Origin of the sequence: Thorsellia kenyensis (assembly GCF_042432445.1) — a bacterium.
Lineage (GTDB): Bacteria > Pseudomonadota > Gammaproteobacteria > Enterobacterales > Thorselliaceae > Thorsellia > Thorsellia kenyensis.
In genome coordinates, this window is sequence record NZ_JBHLXE010000087.1 from 12,432 (window position 1) to 31,210 (window position 18,779).

Sequence of the window (18,779 nt, forward strand, 5' to 3'; positions counted from 1 at the left end):
AACAATCACAAATAAAATCAAATTAAAAATTTTCAAAATCCTTACACAAGAATAATCCTAAAGTAATTTACTTTCAATTATTTTAGACTTATTATTTTATCATTGGTCGGATAACAGTAAATTAAATGCATTAAATATGGGTTCTGCTTTGCATTGTTTATTGCTTGAACCAGAAGAGTTTTCAAAGCGTTTTATCTTCGCCCCAACGGTTAATCGAAGAACCAAAGAAGGTCTTGAAATTGAGGCTAATTTCCTCAAAGAACAAGAAAAATCTGGTGTCACTATCATGACCAATGAAGAGCATCAAAAACTAATGCTTTTAAGAGAGAGTGTTTTCGCTCATCCAGCCGCAAAAAAGCTTTTGGAATTGGAGGGATATGCTGAACGTTCGATATATTGGAAAGATAAGGAAACAGGTGAATTATGCCGCTCTCGCTTTGATAAGCAGCTAAAAGATTACCCTATCATCGTAGATATTAAAAAAACCGCGCAAATCGATAAATTTTCTTCATTAATTCATGATTATCGATATCACGTACAAAAAGCAATGTATAAAGACGGATTTTTTAATCATTTTGGCGAGCCTGCTCAATTTCTATTTATCGTAGTCAGTGAGACCATTAACTGTGGTAAGTACCCTGTCCGCATCTTTGAATTAGATGCTGATTACTCAGCAGTTGGCCATAAATTGTATCGAAAAAATTTAGAGCTTTACCATCAATGTAAAACTACTAATGACTGGGGATTCTCAGAAATAATTACTGCACCTAAATGGATTAAAAACAAGGAAGAAATAGCATGAATACAGTAAGCATACAAAACCAACAACTTAATGATATCACCCCACAAACTTCAAACATTATTTTTTCTCCTGAGAATTTAATGGCAATCCAAAAATTTGCAGAAGTTATGGCACAAGGTGTAGTGACTGTTCCTCGGCATCTGCAAGGAAAACCAGCTGATTGCCTAGCAGTTGTACTCCATGCCACGCAGTGGGGGATGAATCCGTTCTCTGTGGCGCAAAAAACCCATCTAGTCAATGGCATACTTGGCTATGAAGCACAATTAGTTAATGCAGCCATTATGGCATCAGGGGCAATCCAGGGACATTTCAAATATGAGTATATTGGCAATTGGGAACAATTTAATCCCACCAAAGCTGATAGTGAAGTTGGCCTCGCTTGTCGTGTTGGTGCAATACTCAAAGGTGACAATGAGATCACCTGGGGAGAACCTGTGTATTTAGCTTTAGTAGGGGTAAGAAACTCACCTCTATGGAAAACGAATCCAAGACAACAAATTGCTTATCTTGCTGTCAAGTATTGGGCTCGGCTTTATACACCAGGTGCCATTTTGGGTATTTACACGCCTGACGAATTAGCTGACGTGCAGCCTCCAAAAGATGTGACACCTGTTAAACCAGCTCAGTCTCTATTAACGATAACAGAGACAGATGTAACAAGTCCTCAAATAATCGAGGAAGTAGTAAGTGATCATCAAAATCAAGAAGATCCGATTAGAGAATTCGATGAGCGATTGTTGAAATTTTGCGAGCATATTGATGCATTGACGTGCATTGATGCTTTAGATAAAGCTTTAGAACAAGCCAAATTGATTTTTAAGGAATCAAGCATACACCTCACTAAAGCTCATAACGCGTATGTAGTACAGCGCGATTCGCTTATAGAGATGGATTTTATAGAGCAACACTAAATAGTGCATACACTGATTTTATATTTTAATTTAAACAGGTACCCCCATGAAATTACATGAAATATTTAAACTTAAAGATTTAGTTTTTAGCCTTAACGGTCGTCATTTTCAAGAAAAAGAAGTGTTCTTAGCAGAGCTAGAAACTAATCAACCCGATCATGATATTAAATTTTATTGTGGTCAGAAAACTCAAATTTCTCATATCGACATGATTGATCCCTATAAAGTCATCACTTGTATTAGAGATGATGCGTTTGATTTACCGACCCTTGGGAGCATGGATGAAAGAAACTTGTATCTTGATGATATAACAGAAGCGCTTGAACAAGAGCTCGCCACTGTGATTGCGGATTTCTTTAATCGCAAAATAAAACAGCCCACATTCAGTGGGGTAAAAGACATCATCCAACTGAAAATTGTGAATAGCAACTAAATGAATAGATTTAAATACCGTAACTTATTATGATTTTAAAGGAGTAATATCATGGTTTATACAATGCAAGAAAATGAGTTAGAAAGATTATTATCAGAGGCAGCTAAACAAGGTGCAAAAATGGCAATTGCTGATTTTGCAGTTTACAATTATGCTGATGCCTGCAGAAAATTAGGAATGACGTATCCTACTCTACAGCGTAGGATCAAAGAAGGTAAAATCAAACAAATAGATGGCAAAATCACAGGTGCTGAAATTGCCAAATATTTAAGATTAATCTAATTGGAACTAGTTGAGATAATCCGCAAGCGATGATGCATGCGGATTATAATAAACCATCGCCATTTTAGGATCGCTCCATCCAAACATTTTACACAGATCAAGTACTTTTAGTTTTTTACTTAGCATGGTTGCGGCCGTATGTCTGGTATCATGCCAAGTAAATCCACTTAAACCCGCTCTTTGCCTCTGTTTTTTAAATGCTGAAGATAATGTTTGGGACGTCATGCCAAACACTAAAACATCATCTACACCACGCATTCTTTCTATTAATCCTTTTGCTTTATTTGACAAAGGTACATTTCTGGAATTACCATTTTTTGTTAACGGCAAATGAACATGTCTCTCAAATACATGAGACCATTCTAATCCGCACAATTCTCCTGCCCGCATGCCTGTTCTCAATGCAACTAGCATACAAACAGCAACGGCTTGTTTATTTGAAGTAATTTTCCCTGTTGTTTTGTAGCCTAAGATTTTAAGCATTGCCCTGATTTCATACCAACTTAACACTCGCTCACGGTGCTTAGGGCTACGTGGCTTGCGTATCTCTTTTACTGGATTTTTCTCACACCAGCGCCACTCAATTCTAGCGATTTCAAAAACGGAAGAAAGTAGATTGAGTTCGCGTAGTACACTTGCACCAGATACTTCTTTTAATCGCGAATCACGGTAAAGGGCTATATCATCATTATCTACATCACACATAAATTTTTCTAATGGCAGATTTCGTTCTTCAAATGCCGCGAGTCTAATTTGCTCCCAGCGGATCCCTCGCTTGGTGGGTGAAATTTCTTTTGAATATCTTCTAAGTGCTTCTCTTAGAGTAAATTTATTTGTTTCCTTGTTAGTAATTTGTTCTCTTAGCTCATTTTCACGTTTGAAAGCCCATTCCGTTGCCTCCCTTTTTGTATTAAATGTTTTTGATTCTCTAAAATCTTTTATTTTAATCTGTGCTCGATATCCGTTATTATTTTTTGAAATACTTGCCATATAAATCCTTTTCATGACTAAAAGTGTGGGGACAAACGTGCGCCCAAATGCGCCCAAAACGTAATTATGATTGATTTTAGAAAATGATTAAATAGCGGTTAAAGTAAATACAAATAAGAAAATAAATATGGTTAGACAAATAACTGAAGATTCTTTGAGAGATTCAAACATTGATCACTTAGATAGGCATTAAAATAAGAACGTTAATTTTTATAAAGCATGAATAGATATAGGTATAATTATGGGGACTTTGTGGGGCTTTAGTGGGGACTTTATGGGGAAATTGATATTAAATTAGGTTAAAAATAGTAAAAATGAATTTTTATAAAATATTATAAACGCTTGCTTTTGAAGTTATTTTGAATGTTTTGAACATCACCAAAGAGGAATTGGTGCCCAGGGCGGGACTTGAACCCGCACACCCGTAAGGGCGAGGGATTTTAAATCCCTTGTGTCTACCGATTTCACCACCTGGGCAGGTGTACTACATTTGTGGAGGCGCGTCCCGGAGTCGAACCGAGGTAGATGGATTTGCAATCCACTGCATGGCCACTCTGCCAACGCGCCCTTGTAACCATGCTTGGAGCGGGAAACGAGGCTCGAACTCGCGACCTCAACCTTGGCAAGGTTGCGCTCTACCAACTGAGCTATTCCCGCACTGCGTAACTTACGAACTTGTTTTAGTAAGTATCGCTGAACAGGTGTGCATTTTATAGATTTCTAAAAATGAGTCAACCTCTTTTTGCAATTATTTTAAAAAAAATGATTTAGTTGCTTCTTTTTATATCAATTCAGGCATTTTTTCATCAATTTAATTCAATTAATCCGTTATTTTTTAACTTATTCCTGAGCCTCAGTTGTTACTTCACTTTGTCGCAACAAATCCGTTTTGGCAGCTTTTAGATATTGAAACATAGACCAAAAAGTTAATAGGGTTGCAATATATAAAGAAATAAAACCTGCATATTCAATCCAATTATTAGGATGCCATAACAGACAGGTAATAGCTGTCATTTGTGCAGTGGTTTTTAACTTTCCAAGCCATGAAACAGCAACTAATCCTCTTTTACCTAATTCAGCCATCCATTCCCTTAAAGAGGATATAATAATTTCCCTAGCGATTATTGTGGCTATAGGCAATGACATCCACCATGTACTGTAATATTCCGTTAATAAAACAAGGGCAACTGCTACCATCACTTTATCAGCTACAGGATCTAAAAATGCGCCGAAAGGAGTACTTTGATTCCAACGGCGAGCTAAAAATCCGTCAAACCAATCGGTAATGGCTGCAATCAAAAAAATGCCCGCTGTAAAAGTGTATGTCCAAGAAAATGGTAAATAAAACGCAATTACAAAAACAGGAATCAATAAAATTCTAAAATAAGTTAATAGTATAGGAATGTTAAATGGCATTTTAGTCTCTCTTTTTTTATAAGTTGTATGTCATTCTATAAATTTGGTATGAATTTTGATGTCATACTTTACTTCTTCTATGAGTTCTTGCAAACTGTTTTGAATTAAAGGGTGTTGTTTAAAATAAGCTTTTTCTACTAATAATTGTATTCCCGCCTTCTTAATATTTTTATCAAATGACTCATCATTTAATGAATTATCAAAAGACAATTTCCCTATATTTAGTAACTCTACATTAACCGGCATGATTAATCTATCTATCCTATGAACACAACTTAAAACCGCTAGCTTAAGTAAAAACGCTAAAATCAATGCAATTTTAGGATGCATTAATTTTTGCTTATTAAATTGTATGGCTTTTATTTTTTGAGGATGTAAGGTTTGCAACCATAACGCCAATATGTTTTTTTCATGGCTAGAGAATCCAGAACCAGGAAAATGATTAAGTAAATATGTACTATGCTGATTGGCATTTTTTAATCCTACTATCAGCCCTAATTCATGAAGTTCAGCTCCTGAAATAATAAGATTAACTATTTGTTTTTGCAGTTTTAACTGGCTGCATTGCAATAAATACTTCTCAACTTGATTTGTTACCCTTCTAGCTTGGGCCGTATCTACTTGATAATGTTTTTGAATGCGCTTTATCATGGTTTTTGGTTCTATCGAACTGTCATTTATATCTTTCATTAGTGCATACATTAATCCCTCACGCAACGCGCCATCAGTCGGCATGAGTGCTTCTATATCGAAGACTTCGAAAAGAGCAATTAAAATAGATAGTCCACTTGGCAATACTGTGGCTTTATCAAAAAAAAGTCCTTTAATGTTTAAATTTTTTATTGTCCCTATGGATAGGATTTTATTTTGCAAGGAATACAAGAAATCACGAGATATAAAGGGGCCTTTTTTTTCAGCAAGTAAAATTTCATTAAGGGTTTGGACCGTTCCACAGGCACTGATGACCATATCCCACTGCAAATTAATCAATTGAGGAGACAGGGTCTCAAATAATTTTTTCGCTGCTTTAATTGCATGTTGAAAATTATCCGCATTAACCTCATCATTTGGGAAAAATTGTTGCTTCCATGTTACGCACCCTAATGAGAGACTGGCTAAGAATTTGATCTCTGCTCCGTCACCAACTATAACTTCTGTACTAGCCCCACCTATATCAAAGACAAACGGTTTATTCACTGAAGCAATACTCTTTGAGGCTCCTAGATATATAAGCCTAGCTTCTTCTTCCCCATCTATAACTTGGATTTTATGCCCTAAAATTTCATTCGCTTGCTTTAGAAAAGTCTCTCGATTTTCTGCTAATCTGAGTGTTGCTGTTGCAACACTTTTTATATTTTTAGCATCAAAATGTCCTATCCTATCAGCAAAAAGTCTTATACATTCAATACCCCTTGCTATGGCCTCATCACTCAAATTAAATGAGGCATCAAGTCCATTTGCTAATTGAACTTTTCGCCGTAATCGGCTAACTGGATAAAGGTGTCCTTCTGAATACCTAGCAATCAATAAATGAAAACTATTAGACCCTAGATCTATAACACCAAAAAATTCATTTTCCTTTAGTTCTTGAAATGTCATATGCGCAATATCAATCATAAGCTCTGTGTTTGAGGCTTAGGCGTTCTACGATTCCTATTGAAATTTGAATGCCTTCTTGGACCACGAGTATCATTACGGTTACCAGCCTTATTATTAAATACCTTGGTTGCAGGTTTTATATCCGTCAACATTTTAGTCGGGTCATAGTGTGTAACAGGAATTTGATGACCAATGTATGTTTCAATTACAGGCAAATTAATTGAGTAATCTTCACAAGCGAAACTGATTGCATGTCCATTAGCTCCTGCTCTACCTGTTCGACCAATACGATGTACATAATCATCGCACTCGTCAGGCAGATCATAGTTAAACACATGTGTCACCATAGGAATGTGCAATCCTCTTGCAGCCACATCCGTAGCAACCAAAATATCTAGATCCCCTTTCGTAAAAGCTTCCAATATCGCAATTCTTTTCTTTTGCGGTACGTCCCCTGTTAATAAACCCACACGATGGCCATCTGCATCTAAATAGCCCCATACATTTTCACAGCTTTGCTTTGTGTTAGCAAAAATTATGGCGCGTTCAGGCCACTCCTCTTCTAGTAGTGTTAATATCAAAGGGATTTTGTCGGTCATAGCCGGATAAAACAATTCTTCTTTTATTCTATGCCCTGTTTTTTGTTCTGGTTCTACTTCAATATAGACTGCATTGTTCATGTGTTCAAAAGCAAGTTCTCTAACTTTATACGAAAGCGTTGCAGAAAAAATCATACTTAGTCTTTTGGTTGGACTAGGTAATCTTCTAAAGATCCAGCGAATATCATTGATAAAACCTAAGTCAAACATTCGATCAGCTTCATCCAGAACAATCACTTCTATCGCAGCTAGTGAAACTATATTTTGTTTTGTAAAGTCAATAATTCTTCCAGTGGTACCAATAAGTAAATCTATTCCTTGTTCAATTTGTCTAGTTTGCTTTTCATATCCCTCTCCGCCATAGGCAAGCCCAATTGAAAAGTTCAGTTTATCCGCTAAAAATTTAGCATCATTCGCAATTTGTACAGCAAGTTCCCTTGTTGGAGCTATAATAATCGCTCTAGGTTGATTTTTTTGTTTATCTTGAGGAGCAAATTGGTTTCTTAAAAGATGGTTAAATGTTGCGATTAAAAAAGATAGTGTTTTACCTGTGCCTGTTTGCGCTTGTCCTGCGACATCTTTCGCAGTTAATGTCAAAGGCAGTGTTTGCGCTTGGATTGGTGTACATAAAGACAACCCTTTTTCTTCAAGTGCACTTAAAATATCAGAGTGTAAAGGAAAATCTTTAAAGTTTTTTTGTGTTAAATGAGAATGTTGCATAAATTACCAAATTAATGTTGCTACAAAATAAAAAATTTGAAAAATTGTCTATTAATCAAAAAATGAGTATGTATAGATTATGGACTATATTAGCAAAAAAATGTAACCTTTTTTTATTGATTTAAAGCATTTTTTCAAATAATTGTGATATCAAGTTCGATTTATTCATTATTTACTCTAATCATAATTGAAATTTCTATTCAATAAGCAAAGACAAGTGTATGATGATGGAGAACATTCGATATTTTTATGATTTAAATGTTTAAACCACATTAATTCTTATATGTGATGCATTTTTGACATGCTCCTTTAATCCGTTTAATCATATTTACATAATTGATTTTAGTTAATTGCAAAATTAAGCTCTAAATGATTTATTATCTTTACTATTTTTTTATTCCAACACAATTAAGGATAACTCTATGGCGATTACTTACCCAGAATTGAACAAAGAAAATCAACTTCGTTTTACAGAATTAAAAAAAGAAACTGCACAAATTATCCAAAACCTATTAGACGATGGCAGTTTACCTGACGTAGATTACCTTATTGAGCACCATTTCTATAGTGCTGATGCAGCCTTATTGGAGAAAATGGCATGCCACGCTATTCAAGTAGATCTTCACGTAACTGAGGAGGAAGAATTTGAAGATGAAGAAACAGGTGAATTATTATTTACTTGCGATATCATTTTTGAAATTCCACTTGATGGAAATATAATCAACGATCAAATTAAATTGATGCTTCAAATGAGTCAGCATTTTAATGTTGAATATGACGGTTGGGGTACTTACTTTGAAGATGGCTCAGAAGAATTAGAAGAAATCTAACTTTTATTTTTCTTTGTTCTCTATATTCCTTTTTATTGTATACTCATTTAAAACTGTACATATTTTTACTAAAACTCTAGTTAATTATTTTTATAACTTCTTATTTCTCTAGTTTTTTACCCAGTGAAATAAGAAGTATTGCCCTTCATATTCCATATCTCACGACTTTTAGTCTATTTTTTCCTATCACAGCAAATTTTTAATTTATGAGAAACGACTTCGTTTTTTTATAACTAATAACCGATTGTACTCTATCTTATAACTAAACAATTTTTGAGAACTTAATCAACCTAACTTGCTTTTGTTGTAAATACTTATCAAATTGCATTGCAATTGCTCTTATCAAAAACCATCCTTTAGTAGTTACCTCAAGAGAATCTGAGTTTAAAACACATAGTTCCTCTTCAACGAGTGAGTTTATCTTCAGCAATTCTCGGCTAAAGTAGGTTTGAAAATTTATGCTATATTTATCTTCTATCTCAGTGAAACTGATTTTTCCTTTGCACATTAACTGCATAATCACTTCATTACGTAATAAATCATCTTTACTTAGTGAGTATCCTCTTAAAGTAGGCAGTTTATTCTGCTCGACTGCCTCTACATAGTCATCTAACTCTTTGTGATTCTGTGCATAATGGCCATTAATATGACTAATCGCAGAAACCCCAAAAGCAATTAAATTACTTTTGGCGTGCGTTGAATAGCCCTGAAAATTTCTTTGTAATTCTCCCCTTTTTTTTGCTATCGCCAACGGATCATCAGGTAAAGCAAAATGATCCATTCCTATGTAGATATAGCCTGCTTTTGTTAACTCGTAAATTGCCATACTAAGCAGTTTGAGTCTTTCATCTGCACTAGGTAAATCTTCTTCATTTATCCGTCTTTGCGGTTTAAACCGTTCAGGAATGTGAGCATAAGCATAAAGTGCAACTCGGTCAGGTCTTAAATCTAAAAGTGTTTCTAAACTATGGGAAAATGTTTCTTCTGTTTGCTTCGGTAAGCCGTAAATCATATCCATATTAATTGAGGGTATACCTAGTTTTTTTGCTGTCAAATAAAGTTCTGCAACTTGTCTGAAAGGTTGAATTCGGTGTACTGCTTTTTGAACATCCCCATCAAAATCTTGAACTCCGATACTAATTCTATTAAATCCTAACGTTTGAAGATATATTAATCGTTTATGATCTACTGTGCGAGGATCTATTTCAATTCCACACTCAAGATCTTCTGTAACATCAAAATATTTTTTTACTTCTAATAGTATTTTAGCTATTTGCTCATCTGATATATATGTTGGGGTACCTCCACCAAAATGGATTTGACCAACTTTAATTTTTTTATCAAAATGAGATGAGACTAACGCTATTTCTTTAAGTAAAATGTCTACATAACTGTCTGCACGGTATTGATGCATTGTAATCACTTTATTACACGCACAATAAAAGCAGACTGATTTACAAAAAGGAATGTGAAAATAAAGTGAATTTATTTCATTAGTTGCATCTTTTTCTAATAAACTTAGCGTATTTTTATGCGTTTGTTCATTATAGCTGGAATTAAATTTATCCGCTGTAGGATAAGAGGTATATCTTGGCCCTGCTTTATCCATTTTGGCTATCAGTTCTTTAGGTAGAATTAATTCAGGCATAGTTACCTCAATCAGAAAAATAGATGTTGAAATTTGTTTACATACTTAATGAATTTATCGTTATTAGATGCAAATTTTAACTTATTTGATTTTTTTAGGATTTGATATATAACAAAAAAGTATATTTTAACATGGATCTGTTGTTACTTATTTATTTTTTTAATAATAACAACCTACCTACTTATGTACATAATAATTTACACAATGAGATTTATTTATACTAATTAAAATGGAAAATTTATGACTTGGAATGATTTTTTTAATTTACCTGAGACTGAGAGTCTACTAAGCACTATTTTGTTGCAGATTCAAAATGAAAGAAAAAAAAAGACCATTTATCCAACCGATGAAAAATTATTTAATGCCTTTGAGCTCACCCCTCTAAATGAGATTAAAATTGTCATACTAGGTCAGGATCCTTATCATGGCCCTAATCAAGCAAATGGATTAGCCTTCTCTGTCAATAAAGGAGTCGCAATTCCTCCTTCATTAAAAAATATTTATAAGGCAATTTCTTATGATTACCCAGAACAAACAATTCCTACTGATGGAGATTTAAGCTTTCTTGCAAAACAAGGTGTTTTTTTATTGAATGCAACATTAACTGTAGAAGCAAATGAAGCCAATTCCCATTCAAATATTGGTTGGCAATTTTTTACTGATGAAGTTATTAGAACGATCAATAAGCATAGACAAGGAGTTATATTTTTACTTTGGGGGAAATATGCCCAAAAAAAATCAGCTTTAATTGATGAAAAAAAGCATTACATATTAAAAGCCCCTCACCCTTCACCTTTGTCTGCTCATAGGGGATTTATTACCTGTGGTCATTTCAAGCAAAGCAATAGTTTATTACAAAGAAATAATCAGGACATCATCAATTGGACGATGTAGGCAAGTTAAATTAATATACGTTATCATAGGTCTTTTTAAACAAATAGAATAAAGTCTGTTGCCAGTAACACTATTCACTAAATTATGACAAACAACGAAGGGAATAAGTTATAAATAAACCAAAAGGCTATCTTCTCCTTACCTAAGAGATTTTGGCTATTTATTTAAGTCTTACTCAAAGAGCTCCTGTTTTGCGAAGATTTATAGTGATAGACAACTCCTTGATCACTTCTATTCTTCTTTTTCTTTATCCAATATGCTCAATTGACTGAAGATGCAAGTTTATAATTACTTAACACCGATTGAGTAGCAATCAGAATAGAACTCTGTCGTAACTTGATATAACTTCTGTTGATTAAGAGTCTCAGGTACGCTCTGCAAATAAAAAAATCTTAATCTTATTATCGTCAACATTCAACTTGACCTCGAAGACAATTTTTTTCTTTCGAATTTAGGTGTTTTGCACTTATTTAATTTGATGTTTTCGCTATGCTTTGAACTTATGAAAATATCAGCCTATCAAACTATTGATTTACTCGTTTCAAAGGATTCGATAGGCTAATAATTTACTATTATTTTGCTGGTAAAAATGGAATTGGATCGGTAGAAACGCCTTTATATCTGATTTCGAAATAAAGTTTTACTCTATCCGTTCCTGTATTTCCCATAGTTGCAATTTGCTGTCCTCCTTGAACGCTCTCGCCTTCAGTGATCATAATCGTATCATTATGGGCATAAGCACTCAGGTATTCATCGTCATGGTTTATAATGATTAAGTTACCGTAGCCCGCAAGTGCATTACCTGCATAAACAACTTTACCGCCTTTAGACGCAAATACAGGTTGACCTTGTACACCCGAAATTTCAATTCCTTTACTTCCACCATCAGCTTTAGAAAATCCAAGTATTACGTTGCCTTCAGTTGGCCATCTAAAACCTTTAGAGCTTACCTGACTTAAAGACCCACTACTCATGTTTGCAGAGGTGGATGAGACAGCAGGATTAGCTTGTGAAAGCATTTTTCCACTACTCGCCGCTTGTGGCTGTGATTGAGGTTCTGAATTAGTGTAAAAAGTTGAAGAAGCAGCATAACCTTGCTGAGAATTATACGTGGTAGGATTAACTTGGTTAGAAATGGTTAATTGTTGCCCTGAATTTAGAGCGTACGGATAGGTCAAGCCATTTAAACTTGCAAGTTCATTGACATTTGAACCTGTTATCCAAGCAACATAAAAAAGGGTATCTCCCGGTTGTACTGTGTATGTCGTGCCAGAAAAACTTCCTTTTGGAATCGAGTTATAGTCTCTTTGAGGCACCTGAGAGGTTGTCATAGCTTGATTATATTGAGTGTTTGGCGTATTTTGGACAGGTTGAGAATTTAAGTTCATAGGCTGATAGCCTGTTGATTGTTGTGTATTGAATGAACTACTACTTCCTTCTGGTTGTAATGGGACAATCCCTACACTACCAGAACCCTCTTGCTGATATATTTGTCCTGATTGTGCCATTGAGTCTACATTGCCATTTACAGAAACAACTGGCGCAGGCCCTTCATTGCGTGCACAACCAGACAAAATTATAGAAACCAAAATGGCTGGTAGTGTGTAAGTCAATTTCAAGCGATTCAAGGTTTGTTTATTTTTCATTTTTACGTCTAGTGAATTGGGTAAATTCATAGGATCCCCTGCTTATTTTATGGCCAGATAGATTATCAAAAGCCGTTGTAAGTAATAAGAAATATTAGTTTCTTACTGCAATAAATTCAAAAGATTATACACAATGTTTTTAACTTGGTCTATTTGAAGGAGATTACGCTAACTCTCCATTGATGAGAGGAACAAATTTTACTGCTTCTATTTCTTCAATATAAAATTTATCATAGCGTCTGGTGATAACTTTCAAAATTTGTTGTTCTTCACCCACAGGTAAAACCAATCTACCGCCTTCAGCTAGTTGATAAAGTAATGAAACAGGAATTTCTTTTGGCGCTGCGGTCACTATGATGCCATTAAAAGGAGCGTTACTTTTCCATCCATCCCATCCATCTCCATGCTTAGAAGATACATTATAAATGTCTATCGACTGAAGTCGTCTATACGCAGTCCATTGAAGAGATTTAATTCTCTCAACGGTAAATACTTGACTAACTAGTTTAGTTAATATCGCAGTTTGATAACCAGTTCCTGTGCCAATTTCTAATACTTTATCATTGGATCTCAAAGCAAGTAACTCCGTCATTCTAGCCACAACATAGGGTTGAGAAATAGTTTGACCACTTCCAATAGGTAGAGCTAGATTATCATAAGCTTGATGAGCTAATGCTTCGTCAATAAAACGTTCTCTTGGTACTTCGCTCATGGCCTTAAGAATCGCAGAATCTTTAATACCCCAATTAACCAACTGATTGAGCATATTTTTTACTGAGGGTGTTAACAATTCAAAATTAGGAATCATAATTTACCTTTTTGATATCAAAACTACTGCTGCACAGGCTATACCCTCTTGCCGACCTACAAAACCTAACTGCTCTGTAGTTGTGGCTTTAACATTTACTTGCTCAAAATGAATATTTAAATCATCTGCAATGTTGATTCTCATTTGAGGTATATGAGGTGCCATTTTAGGGGCTTGAGCCATCAATGTAATATCAATATTAATAACTTCATACCCTTCATTTTGAATTTTTTGCCATGCTTTTTTTAATAATATCCTGCTATCTATTCCTTTATAAGCAGGATCGCTATCCGGAAATAATTGACCAATATCACCCATAGCAGCAGCACCTAATAAAGCGTCAGTTAGCGCATGCAATAATACATCGCCATCAGAATGCGCTATAAATCCTTTAGGATACTCAATTGGAACACCACCAATAATTAAAGGACCTTCATTTCCAAAAGCATGTACATCAAATCCGTGACCTATTCTCATAAAAAATTCCTTCCTATAATCAATCAAATCAACTAGGTAATTGGTTAAGTCTTTTATTTAATACAAACTTTATATATTCTAAATCAGCAGGTTCTGTAAGTTTAATATTACTTGAACTACCTTGAACAATAAATGTTCGCCCACCAAAAAGTTCTATTGCCGACGCTTCATCAGTAACGGACAGACCTTCTTTCTTACAAAAATATAAGGCATCGAGGAGTGTTTTTGTTGGAAAAATTTGAGGGGTTTGCGCAGCCCAAAGCTTCTCTCGTGGTTCGGTTTTTTCTGTATAAATTCCATGCTCGAGATGGCTAATTTTTTTTATCGTATCTTTTAGTGGTGTCGCTAAGATGGCACCAATCGATTGCGTAAGATAAAATGCTTCAGAGCCTAAACTATCAATTAAACATTCAACATCATTTTTTGTAATTAAAGGCCTCGCTGCATCATGAACCAATATCCATTTCGGTTGGTATTTTTTTTGAGCATACGATACACCGGACAAAACTGAATCAGCTCGCTCTTCCCCCCCCTCTATGACATCAATCGAAATTTTGTCGCAAAAAGGGATTTGATGAATAAAAGAATCATTTTTTGAAACGGCTATAATAAATTTTACCAATTTAGGATGTTTACTTAAAGCATTAACCGTATGGGTTAAAATAGTTTGCCCCATTACATTTAAATATTGCTTAGGCAAAGTGGCCTGCATCCTACTTCCCATTCCAGCCGCTGGAATAATGACAATGAATTCATACGTTAGATTGATGGACATGTTTTATTGTTTATAATTGTAATTTAACTTAACTTAAGGCTGCAAATTTTTTTGATAGACACGATAAAAGGTTTCATCCGGTTTTATCATGTTTAATTCACTTCGAGCACGTTCTTCAATGGCGCCTAAGCCACTGGTTAAATCTCTTATTTCGGCGAACATGCGTTGATTACGCTGTTTTAGAACAGCTGCGTATTGAGTTTGTTTTTCTACATCAGCTTTTAATTGTTTATATTCCAACAAGCCGTTTTTTCCATACCAATAATTGTATTGACTGAGTAATAAAAGCGAAAATAGAATAAAAGTAAAAATTTTCATGATTTTTTTATGTTTAAAAAATAATTCAACCAAACAAAACTAAGATTTGATTTGATTTGATTTGATTTGATATATTTTGTCAAATCGTGATTAATCATTAAATACTAAGAGGGCAATTGAGTTTTAATGAATCGTAGCGATTAACTCGTTTAAGTTAGTCATTCTCAAATCAGTACAAGAGTATCTTCTTTATAGTAAGAAATAGCTATGAATCAAAAAGACACATTAATTCATGTAATGCATTATATTAGAAATTACATCCTAATGCATCATTTAAAAGGTTCATGATAATCGATTGAAATACACCTGCAAAAAAAGATATAATCCTTTTATATATCTGAAGCTACTTTGTATTTTACCGGCGTCAAAATTTAGCAGTAGAACATATAAATTTCTGTCTCTCGAATGTAAAAGATGGTTTTAAATGACTCTTAATCACCCTTTTTTGAAAATAGTGGTATCCCTTAACTATTGGGTAACTGAAATAAAAAGAGAACAATCTTACATACGCCTCCTGTTAATTTTATATAAACAATTCTAAATCGATAGAGGAATAATATGTCGAAAGAAACTGTAAATTGGAATGATTTTTTTTTAGATCACATCATCGAATGTGCTCTCATAGTAAATATGAATAGTACAGTTAAAGAGAAAATATTAGTTCTTCAAGAGCAATTTTTAGAAATAATCCCCTCCTTAGATATGCAATGTTCACTAGAAGATTGCCACCAAGTAGGAGATATCAATGACATTCCACTCCTTAGTCAAGCAATAAGTGAATCGCTCAAATTTGATGTGATTATTTACCTTGATGTGATGGGGAACAATGATCCTTTTTTACTCAATGAATATACAATTGTCAGCCATGCTCTTTTTAATATTGAAGCCGATAATGGTATTAAAATCGGTAAAATTGTCTTAAATGACGACAGACAGCTCAACAATCCTCAATATGTGAAATCTATTATTGAAAAATATCTATTTAATATCAAGAATCAAGTTAGGAAACTTATCAAGATTCGCTATGAGTCAACTCAAAATGAATTTCTAACGGAGTAAATTGAATTTTCCTAAAGATATTTTTTCTTATATGCTCCCTCAAGGGGGCCCTTTAATTAGCCACTTTAATGTTGTAGAATTAAGCGACAATAATGTTTATGATTTATAAGATGAAAATAACCACATGCGTCTTGAATGTATTAATGAGACGTTTTATATATTCTTACAATCAACATGATTAAAACACCATGCTATGAAAGCATTCCACTGTTCAAATACCCCGTCTACTAAGACCCCTATTTATATAAGAAGAATCCATGAAAACTATGTCACTTGCCAGTCAAATACTAGAAAGACATTCTGATTTGCTAACTCAGCACAATCTATTATTTGCAGGCGATATACAAGACAACTATGCAGCTAAGTTCCCTCACGCAAAAGTTTTAACCTCACAATTCCATCATCACATTCGTCTCCTTAAATCAAAAATTAATTCAACATTCGGAACAATTTTCGATGAGAAAGAAATCTCAGGAAGCACATTACTTGTTTATTATTGGCCCAAAAGTAAGGACGAAGCCATTTTTCAATTAACCCAATTATTATCAATAAGTCACGAAGGATTAGAAATATTGATAGTTGGCGAAAACAGAATAGGGGTAAGAAGCATAGAAAATCGTTTTGACGATCTTTTAAGCTGGCAAAAAATTGATACAGCCAAAAGATGCAGCCTTTATTATGCTAAAATTAAATCGATACCTTTATTCATAGTTGATCACTTTTGGTTTACCTACTTTCTTAATGATAAAATTAAGCATCACGCATTGCCTGGAGTCTTTAGTAGGCAACATTTAGATTTAGGTACTGACCTTTTGATTCATTCTTTTAAAAACAAAAAGAATGCACTTAAATCACATAAGCCGTCATACCCCTTAAAATTTTTAAGCCAACCCAAAATGTCTGCAGATATATTGGATTTATGCTCTGGGGCTGGCGTAATGACATTAGCACTTCATGAACTGTTTCCAAATTTAAAATGGACACTTGCCGACTCTCAAGCTCAAGCGATTACCAGTGCATTGCATAACTTAAGCTTTATTGACACCCAAGCAACAGTTATTGCTTCAGACCTATTCAGTGAAGTGACTGGTAAATTTGATATGATAATTGCAAACCCTCCATTTCATGATGGAAAACAAACGGATTATAGTCTTACTGAGTCTCTCATCAAAAATGCTCCGCTCTACTTAAGAGCTGAAGGTGCTCTTCGTATAGTTGCTAATGGATTTTTACCTTATGAAGAAATCATGTTTAGCGTTTTCAATAATGTTGAGATTCTGGAAAAAAACACCAAATTTATCATTTATCAATCTATAAAACTATCAAAGTAAAGGAATTATGTATGTTTTTACTATCAGAACATAGCTATCCGTCAGTTTTGACAAAGTTAGTCAGATTTTTATCACAAAGATGTTTTTTACTACTTACCTTGAGCATGGTAAGTTTAGCCACAAATGCGGCCTCATCATATGATAAAGAAGCATTAGCACAAGAATATGCCCTTAAAATATTTAACGAGGCAAAAGCAGAAGGCATGGCAATGGTTGTAATTCATAATGATACACGCTTATTTTTGAGTCATGGGGAAACCATAAAAGGGAATGGAAAACTCCCTCGACCTACTTCACTCATCCGAATTGCTTCTCTGACTAAACCAATGGTCAGCGAGGTATTGATGAATTTAGTTGATGAAAACATTGTCAATATTGATGATCCTCTTTCACAGTATGCCCCAAAGGGTAAGAAAGTTCCACTTCTCGATCCCAACCACCCAATTACTCTGTTATCTTTAGCCATTCACGCCAGTGGATTACCACGAGAACAACCGAATAAACCTGGTAAAAGAGCTGTATTTACTTGGCCAACTTACCAAGATAGATGGCAATATTTACCTTCTGCTGTCCCAGATGCTCCAGCAATGACAACAATCAGTTATTCAAATCTTGGCTATGATTTACTGGCTGATGCTATGAGTAATGCAACAGGCCAACCCTTTGAACAACTCTTACAAAAATATGTTTTTTCTCCAAATAATATGCGCAATACCACACTCACTCCAAGCCAAGCTCAATGTGATACTTTAATGAGAGGGTTTAACTATGGTCCATGCCAAGATAATCGTGCAGCCCATGGAAGTGGAGGGATTTATTCAACCCCTGAAGATATAGGTAACTGGATGCAGGGTTTTTTGAATCGTTCTAATCAACCTTCCAAACGTCTAACCAAAGAATTACTCTGGGCTGGCTTTAAAAGAGAACAATTTGCTGAAATTATTGGCATGGATGTCCCTGGTAAAGCCACTTACTTTGGACTAGGCTGGGCTGTACTTGATCCAAATGATGAATTAAATACCCCTAGAATTATCCAAAAAACAGGGGGGGGTGGAGGTTTTGTTACCTATATGGCATTAATTCCTGAAAAAAACATTGGTGTATTTACTGTTGTCACAAGGACAAATGAAAGTCGGTTCAAAGGAATGAGTGACAATGTAAATCAATTAGTAGCAAAACTTGCAGAATTATCGTTATAACATTTAAATTGTTATTAAATTAAACATTAAAAAGAGGACTCA

General features: G+C 34.5%; 19 protein-coding genes and 3 tRNA genes. 9 read left to right on the plus strand and 13 right to left on the minus strand.

Going from position 1 to position 18,779, the window contains the following annotated elements:
• Positions 1–79 precede the first annotated feature (79 nt).
• The 4 genes from ACFFIT_RS07680 to ACFFIT_RS07695 are packed head-to-tail and all read left to right on the plus strand — an operon-like array spanning position 80 to position 2,428.
• Complete coding sequence (locus ACFFIT_RS07680; protein WP_385877106.1) at positions 80–802, plus strand: PD-(D/E)XK nuclease-like domain-containing protein; 723 nt, start codon at positions 80–82, stop codon at positions 800–802.
• A complete protein-coding gene (locus tag ACFFIT_RS07685; protein ID WP_385877077.1) occupies positions 799–1,713 on the plus strand; it encodes a RecT family recombinase in 915 nt (304 codons plus the stop codon). Before ACFFIT_RS07680 ends, ACFFIT_RS07685 begins: the two co-directional genes overlap by 4 nt.
• Before the next feature lie 46 nt (positions 1,714–1,759).
• A complete protein-coding gene (locus tag ACFFIT_RS07690) occupies positions 1,760–2,146 on the plus strand; it encodes a hypothetical protein (RefSeq protein ID WP_385877078.1) in 387 nt (128 codons plus the stop codon).
• A 51-nt stretch (positions 2,147–2,197) separates the two neighbouring features.
• Positions 2,198–2,428, plus strand: a complete 231-nt coding sequence (locus tag ACFFIT_RS07695; RefSeq protein WP_093319356.1) for a MerR family transcriptional regulator — start codon at positions 2,198–2,200, stop codon at positions 2,426–2,428.
• Between the two features lie 6 nt (positions 2,429–2,434).
• Here ACFFIT_RS07695 and ACFFIT_RS07700 read toward each other — a convergent pair whose 3' ends face one another.
• The 7 genes from ACFFIT_RS07700 to rhlB form a co-directional block, all read right to left on the minus strand.
• Positions 2,435–3,418 carry a tyrosine-type recombinase/integrase gene (locus ACFFIT_RS07700; RefSeq protein WP_385877079.1) on the minus strand — a complete coding sequence of 328 codons (984 nt, stop codon included), beginning with the start codon at positions 3,416–3,418 and terminating at the stop codon, positions 2,435–2,437.
• A 390-nt stretch (positions 3,419–3,808) separates the two neighbouring features.
• A tRNA-Leu gene (locus tag ACFFIT_RS07705) sits at positions 3,809–3,895 on the minus strand.
• A gap of 16 nt (positions 3,896–3,911) precedes the next feature.
• A tRNA-Cys gene (locus ACFFIT_RS07710) sits at positions 3,912–3,985 on the minus strand.
• 14 nt (positions 3,986–3,999) lie between these two features.
• Positions 4,000–4,075 (minus strand) — tRNA-Gly (locus tag ACFFIT_RS07715).
• A gap of 183 nt (positions 4,076–4,258) precedes the next feature.
• Positions 4,259–4,834, minus strand: a complete 576-nt coding sequence (pgsA, locus tag ACFFIT_RS07720; protein WP_385877080.1) for a CDP-diacylglycerol--glycerol-3-phosphate 3-phosphatidyltransferase — start codon at positions 4,832–4,834, stop codon at positions 4,259–4,261.
• Positions 4,835–4,864: 30 nt separating this feature from the next.
• Entirely contained in the window at positions 4,865–6,451 is a 1,587-nt protein-coding gene (locus ACFFIT_RS07725) for a Ppx/GppA phosphatase family protein (RefSeq protein WP_385877081.1), read from the minus strand.
• Positions 6,448–7,752, minus strand: a complete 1,305-nt coding sequence (gene rhlB, locus ACFFIT_RS07730) for an ATP-dependent RNA helicase RhlB (RefSeq protein WP_385877082.1) — start codon at positions 7,750–7,752, stop codon at positions 6,448–6,450. Before rhlB ends, ACFFIT_RS07725 begins: the two co-directional genes overlap by 4 nt.
• Positions 7,753–8,174: 422 nt before the next feature.
• Here rhlB and rraB point away from each other — a divergent pair, with 422 nt between their 5' ends.
• Positions 8,175–8,582, plus strand: a complete 408-nt coding sequence (gene rraB / locus ACFFIT_RS07735) for a ribonuclease E inhibitor RraB (RefSeq protein ID WP_385877083.1) — start codon at positions 8,175–8,177, stop codon at positions 8,580–8,582.
• 262 nt (positions 8,583–8,844) lie between these two features.
• On the opposite strand, the gene hemN is transcribed toward rraB, so the two are convergent.
• Complete coding sequence (hemN, locus tag ACFFIT_RS07740; RefSeq protein ID WP_385877084.1) at positions 8,845–10,230, minus strand: oxygen-independent coproporphyrinogen III oxidase; 1,386 nt, start codon at positions 10,228–10,230, stop codon at positions 8,845–8,847.
• Positions 10,231–10,470: 240 nt separating this feature from the next.
• On the opposite strand from hemN, the gene ung reads away from it, so the two are divergent.
• Positions 10,471–11,124, plus strand: coding sequence for a uracil-DNA glycosylase (gene ung, locus ACFFIT_RS07745; protein WP_385877085.1), 654 nt, complete (start codon positions 10,471–10,473; stop codon positions 11,122–11,124).
• A gap of 572 nt (positions 11,125–11,696) precedes the next feature.
• Here ung and ACFFIT_RS07750 read toward each other — a convergent pair.
• The 5 genes from ACFFIT_RS07750 to ftsB form a co-directional block, all read right to left on the minus strand.
• The gene (locus ACFFIT_RS07750) at positions 11,697–12,800 is read right to left on the minus strand and encodes a peptidoglycan DD-metalloendopeptidase family protein (protein ID WP_385877086.1); all 1,104 of its coding nucleotides are present in this window, start codon (positions 12,798–12,800) and stop codon (positions 11,697–11,699) included.
• 133 nt (positions 12,801–12,933) lie between these two features.
• The gene (locus tag ACFFIT_RS07755; protein ID WP_385877087.1) at positions 12,934–13,578 is read right to left on the minus strand and encodes a protein-L-isoaspartate(D-aspartate) O-methyltransferase; all 645 of its coding nucleotides are present in this window, start codon (positions 13,576–13,578) and stop codon (positions 12,934–12,936) included.
• Between the two features lie 3 nt (positions 13,579–13,581).
• Positions 13,582–14,055 (minus strand): 2-C-methyl-D-erythritol 2,4-cyclodiphosphate synthase, encoded by a 474-nt coding sequence (gene ispF / locus ACFFIT_RS07760; protein ID WP_385877088.1) that lies wholly within the window; start codon positions 14,053–14,055, stop codon positions 13,582–13,584.
• A 28-nt stretch (positions 14,056–14,083) separates the two neighbouring features.
• Entirely contained in the window at positions 14,084–14,830 is a 747-nt protein-coding gene (gene ispD / locus ACFFIT_RS07765) for a 2-C-methyl-D-erythritol 4-phosphate cytidylyltransferase (protein ID WP_385877089.1), read from the minus strand.
• A gap of 33 nt (positions 14,831–14,863) precedes the next feature.
• Complete coding sequence (gene ftsB, locus ACFFIT_RS07770) at positions 14,864–15,148, minus strand: cell division protein FtsB (RefSeq protein ID WP_385877090.1); 285 nt, start codon at positions 15,146–15,148, stop codon at positions 14,864–14,866.
• A gap of 558 nt (positions 15,149–15,706) precedes the next feature.
• Here ftsB and ACFFIT_RS07775 point away from each other — a divergent pair.
• The 3 genes from ACFFIT_RS07775 (at position 15,707) to ampH (ending at position 18,737) form a co-directional block, all read left to right on the plus strand.
• A complete protein-coding gene (locus tag ACFFIT_RS07775; protein WP_385877091.1) occupies positions 15,707–16,207 on the plus strand; it encodes a hypothetical protein in 501 nt (166 codons plus the stop codon).
• Between the two features lie 257 nt (positions 16,208–16,464).
• Entirely contained in the window at positions 16,465–17,538 is a 1,074-nt protein-coding gene (locus ACFFIT_RS07780; protein WP_385877092.1) for a methyltransferase, read from the plus strand.
• Between the two features lie 11 nt (positions 17,539–17,549).
• Positions 17,550–18,737, plus strand: coding sequence for a D-alanyl-D-alanine-carboxypeptidase/endopeptidase AmpH (ampH, locus tag ACFFIT_RS07785; RefSeq protein WP_385877093.1), 1,188 nt, complete (start codon positions 17,550–17,552; stop codon positions 18,735–18,737).
• Positions 18,738–18,779 lie beyond the last annotated feature (42 nt).

Coding starts and splice junctions, on each gene's coding strand:
- ACFFIT_RS07685 (WP_385877077.1), top strand. CDS start 799: ATGAATACAGTAAGCATACAAAACCAACAACTTAATGATATCACCCCA.
- ACFFIT_RS07690 (WP_385877078.1), top strand. CDS start 1,760: ATGAAATTACATGAAATATTTAAACTTAAAGATTTAGTTTTTAGCCTT.
- ACFFIT_RS07695 (WP_093319356.1), top strand. CDS start 2,198: ATGGTTTATACAATGCAAGAAAATGAGTTAGAAAGATTATTATCAGAG.
- ACFFIT_RS07700 (WP_385877079.1), bottom strand. CDS start 3,418: ATGGCAAGTATTTCAAAAAATAATAACGGATATCGAGCACAGATTAAA.
- pgsA (WP_385877080.1), bottom strand. CDS start 4,834: ATGCCATTTAACATTCCTATACTATTAACTTATTTTAGAATTTTATTG.
- ACFFIT_RS07725 (WP_385877081.1), bottom strand. CDS start 6,451: ATGATTGATATTGCGCATATGACATTTCAAGAACTAAAGGAAAATGAA.
- rhlB (WP_385877082.1), bottom strand. CDS start 7,752: ATGCAACATTCTCATTTAACACAAAAAAACTTTAAAGATTTTCCTTTA.
- rraB (WP_385877083.1), top strand. CDS start 8,175: ATGGCGATTACTTACCCAGAATTGAACAAAGAAAATCAACTTCGTTTT.
- hemN (WP_385877084.1), bottom strand. CDS start 10,230: ATGCCTGAATTAATTCTACCTAAAGAACTGATAGCCAAAATGGATAAA.
- ung (WP_385877085.1), top strand. CDS start 10,471: ATGACTTGGAATGATTTTTTTAATTTACCTGAGACTGAGAGTCTACTA.
- ACFFIT_RS07750 (WP_385877086.1), bottom strand. CDS start 12,800: ATGAATTTACCCAATTCACTAGACGTAAAAATGAAAAATAAACAAACC.
- ACFFIT_RS07755 (WP_385877087.1), bottom strand. CDS start 13,578: ATGATTCCTAATTTTGAATTGTTAACACCCTCAGTAAAAAATATGCTC.
- ispF (WP_385877088.1), bottom strand. CDS start 14,055: ATGAGAATAGGTCACGGATTTGATGTACATGCTTTTGGAAATGAAGGT.
- ispD (WP_385877089.1), bottom strand. CDS start 14,830: ATGTCCATCAATCTAACGTATGAATTCATTGTCATTATTCCAGCGGCT.
- ftsB (WP_385877090.1), bottom strand. CDS start 15,148: ATGAAAATTTTTACTTTTATTCTATTTTCGCTTTTATTACTCAGTCAA.
- ACFFIT_RS07775 (WP_385877091.1), top strand. CDS start 15,707: ATGTCGAAAGAAACTGTAAATTGGAATGATTTTTTTTTAGATCACATC.
- ACFFIT_RS07780 (WP_385877092.1), top strand. CDS start 16,465: ATGAAAACTATGTCACTTGCCAGTCAAATACTAGAAAGACATTCTGAT.
- ampH (WP_385877093.1), top strand. CDS start 17,550: ATGTTTTTACTATCAGAACATAGCTATCCGTCAGTTTTGACAAAGTTA.